This is a genomic window from Candidatus Neomarinimicrobiota bacterium, from assembly GCA_030743815.1.
Taxonomy (GTDB): Bacteria; Fidelibacterota; Marinisomatia; order Marinisomatales; family S15-B10; genus UBA2146.
Genome location: JASLRT010000115.1, coordinates 1 through 4,227, shown reverse-complemented (window position 1 = coordinate 4,227; position 4,227 = coordinate 1). Strand labels below are relative to the sequence as shown.

The window sequence follows — 4,227 nt, the reverse complement described above, 5'->3', positions numbered from 1 at the left end:
TCGGCTCAGTTCGCAGATGTCAAAGTTTCGCTGGATGTCCAACGATTGAAAGAGCGTGACAGACGAATCACCTCCGAGCTCCCAGATCAGATAAAGCTCTTCTTTAAGTCTACACCGTGGGATCAGGAATACAGCGACTTGGCGATTCCTCTGGCAATTCAATTAATCTTCGAAAGTGTCTCTGATAAGGGGGGCGAGCACCTCTATTCGGCACAATGCCTCTTTTCCAACGGTTCCGACCAGCGCTACTTCGCCAAAGTAATACAGTTTCCTTATGCGGCAGGTCAGGGGATCATTTTTTCGCCTGTTCTATTCGCTCCGCTGGCGAGCGCGTTAGAGTATTACGGCAACATCATTCTAGCAGGGGAAGCAGACACTTATAATCAGTTCGGCGGTACCCGTTTTTACGAGAGGGGGCGAGAACTGGCATTGAGAGGCATCACCTCGCAATATCGCCGCGGTTGGAGCGACCGGGTAGAACTCGTTGATATTCTCACCAAAAACAAAGGTACACGGCTGGCCAGGTTTTTCTTCTTTGATGCTCTCGCCTATCTGGATGAGGACGACCTGGAAGCGGCGGAAACTTCGCTGGACAAAATGATGGAGAATCTGGAACTTACCTTCGCCAAATATCCGCGCGAACACTATACCATCATATTCCTGAAAGGTCATGCCGAAGAGCTATCTCAGCTTCCCGATCAGTTACAAAATAAAAAGAAGATTCTGACACGGCTAATAGAGCTGGATCCGGACAATAAGGCGCGCTACCGGGAAGGGCTCGGCATTAAATCAGAGTAGCTCCGCTTCCCTAAGATATAGTAATCGAGCACCACGCTTCCCCTGTAGAGCTTGGCGAGGATTGCCCTGTCTTTCAAGCAACGAACAGACCGTGTCCGCTTCCTTCTTCGATGGATGACGTGAGGATGAAAGAGAATCCAGAAGAGCGATCTGAAGATGGCGGCAACGTGACCGAAATCAACCAGGACCAGGGCATAGAGTACAGCAATGAATTCCAGAATCAGCCTTATGGGAAAGAGATAAAGCGCCATGGGCAGACTGTAGTTGGAAAGCATCATCAAGAGACTGTTCCTGTGATTCAGATACTTTTTCTGCGGTGAATGCATGGTCAATGTCACCGCATTACGGTGATAGACTACCGATGCTGGATTAACCACCACGTCCAGGCCGGCAAGATGTATACGCCACTGAAGATCGATCTCTTCCTGATGGGCGAAAAAAGTTTCGTCAAAACCACCTACCTCCTCAAAGACTGATTTTCGCACAAGAAACGCCGTACCTGAGGCCCAAAAGATGTCTGTCTCGTCATCGTACTGTCCACTGTCTTCCTCCCGCGTCAGAAAGAGGCGGCCGCGGGCAAAAGGAAAACAGAGTATATCCATCTGACCGCCCGATCCGCCCGCGTAGTCAAATAGTTCCTTCTCAAAATAATTGAGAATCTTAGGCTGCACCGCGGCAACCCCACGATTCTTCTCCAGCGTTGCCACGAGGAGCTCAATCCAATCCGGCGTGTGAACAGTATCATTGTTCAGAAACAGCAGATAGTCTCCCGAAGCATATTCAGCGCCCAAGTTACACCCGCCCGCATAGCCTCTATTCTCCCTGCACCGAACCAGATTGACCTTCCCGTGATTTGCTACTATCCATTCAGGACTCCCATCGGTGGAAGCGTTATCCACGACAACGACTTCCATATTTGGATATGAACTTTTATAGAGAGACTCGAGGCACTCGGCCAGCACCTCTATACCGTTCCAATGAGGAATTACAACAGAGACAAGTGGTTCAGGCTCAGCCACACCGTCAAGATCCAGAAGTTCGATTAGCTTTCAAGATATATTCTTCCAACAAACCGCGGCTGCCTGTATCACCGGGAAACTTATGCAACCAATTCTGAAGTAGATCGACAGCTTCTTCCCAGTACTCCATTTCGTCATACGTTCTGATGAGATATCCCACCAGATCGGGGCGGTTGGAGTCATGCAACCCTCTGAAGATTTCCTTACCCCGCTCAACTTCACCGAGATCGTGATAAAGTTGACCGATGCGGAGGGAGAGTTCCTCACTAGTAACGGGGATAACACTGTCCGGCATGACATCCATCATCAGCCTGATGGGCTCCAGTGCCTCCTGTCTCATTCTTTCCCGATCGTCATCTGCGACAGACGCATCTTTTACCGTTTTCCTGAACTGCTGATACTCGTTTACACCGAGCTGCAGGAATGCTGACCTGTAATTCTGAAGAAGCTTGATAATGTTCGTATTGTAGTAAACGTCCGAATTGTTAAGGTTGCGAAATTTGTACCCTTGTTGGTAATCCGTACTCCAATCACTGTCAGCAATCACACTCGTCAGGTTTTCAGCCAGTCTTTTGTAGTTGACAGCAGGTACCTTATGCGATCTGAGGCGAAAGGCGAGTCCCTCCATCTGGAGATATTTCTCCAGTCCGATCCTGTTCTTCGGTGAAACAGTGACGGCAAAATAGATAGGGTAACGCCATTGGGCCGCCTGGACAATGTGCAGGATCATCAAATCCTGAACACGAATTCCCTGACCAATTGTTGGCTTGATCTTCCACGAAATAGCCCCTTTTTTGTTTTCCGGATCATAGGGAGCCGGAACCGAAACAGGCGTATCTTTCCAATAACTGACCTGCAGAAGGAGCGGCTCACCGGTGACAGGATTATCAGCAATAGGCTGTCTACCAACTATCTGGCTGTCTGAGAAAGTTACAAATCGTTCGCCCGGCGGGCGCGACTCCTTCAACTGCTTGATGTACCAGTCTGTATTCAGCAGACTCAGATTGGCTACGGTCACATCTTTGCGAATACCCTCTACCTCCTGCAGGTACCAGAGGGGAAATGTGTCGTTGTCACCGTTGGTAAAAATAATGGCATTGGGTTCACATGTCTGCAAGATGTTATAAGAGTAGTCCCAGGCCACGTAGTTACCGGAACGGTTGTGGGAGCGGTAGTTCGTCGATACCACAACGGCTGGGACCAGGAGGAGAAGCACAAGGGTGATATACCCGGCCTCCTTTCCAAAACGTTTTTCACTAAAGTAGGTGAGCACTTTATCCAATACAGCGGCACCGGCAATACCAACCCAAATGGAAAAAGCGAGAAAACTCCCCACGTACGAGTAGTCACGCTCCCGCGGCTGAAACTTATCCTGATTGAGATAGAAAATGATGGCCAGACCCGTCATGAAGAAGAGGGTGAGGACCGAAAGTGCGTGGTTGGGATCCTTCTTGAAATGGTAGACCATACCGATGACGCCCAGCAAGAATGGGAACGGCAGCCCAAACTGAATCCAGTCGACGCCGTCCTCCTGGCGTTTAGCCAGAGCCCCGAGGTCAGATACCCACGGCTGACCGGCCGGTCCTCGTCCGCCAAATTGCCACAGAAAATAGCGGACATACATTCGGACGATCTGGTAATCCCACAGAAACTGAGCCTGTCTGCCAAAATCGTGAAACATATACTTCAGATTCTGGGAGGACGAGAACTGCCGTCCGTTACGGGGTCTGCCTACTTTATCTACCTTGTGAGTGAGTGAACCGACTTGATCCTTTTTGTATTTCCTGGGCAAGAATGAAATTGAACCGTATTGTTCCCGCTCCAGATACTTGACAGCTCTTGCCAGAGTTTCAGGATCATTTTCATCAATGGCAGGATCCTGATTCGAACGGATAAAGAGTATTGCATAAGTAGAATAACTGATGACTATAAGAACTAGCGATGATAGGACAGTAGATAAGAGTCGTTTCTTATTTCGTATGGAAAATATGGTGACCCCGAACAGAGCAAGTGTAAGAATCACAACACTCCAGACGCCTCCCATCATGGCAAGCTTCGGAAATCCTTTGATAATCCCCAGATATATCGTCAGAAAAGTAGCCCCCACGATGGCCGTCATAATAAGAAACGACTTCCAGGAGAACTGAAGTTTCTTGAAGTAGATGACGAGTCCGATGAAAGGCAGCGCTAACAGGTTCAGAAGATGGATGCCGGAAGCCATTCCAACAACGTAACTGATAATAAGAATGTATCGTTCGTTGCCGATCTCCTCTGATCGTTCAGCCCAGCGCAGAATCAGCCAGACGACCATTGCCGTCAGCAGAGTACTGACAGCGTAAACCTCCGCCTCTACAGCGTTGAACCAGTGACTATCGGTGAAGGCGAAGATCAGTGACCCCAGCAGTCCTGA

Annotated in this window: 3 protein-coding genes; 1 reads left to right on the top strand and 2 read right to left on the bottom strand. The window is 49.2% G+C overall.

Translation table 11 applies throughout. The features are described 5' to 3' along the window. Positions 1 to 798: DUF4835 family protein (locus QF669_09335; GenBank protein MDP6457632.1), on the top strand; the 798-nt coding region annotated here is incomplete at its 5' end. On the opposite strand, the gene QF669_09330 is transcribed toward QF669_09335, so the two are convergent. Continuing rightward, positions 765 to 1,817, bottom strand: coding sequence for a glycosyltransferase family 2 protein (locus QF669_09330; protein ID MDP6457631.1), 1,053 nt, complete (start codon positions 1,815 to 1,817; stop codon positions 765 to 767). The genes QF669_09335 and QF669_09330 overlap by 34 nt on opposite strands. 4 nt (positions 1,818 to 1,821) lie before the next feature. Further along, on the bottom strand, positions 1,822 to 4,227 hold a 2,406-nt coding region (locus QF669_09325), incomplete at its 5' end, for a DUF2723 domain-containing protein (GenBank protein ID MDP6457630.1).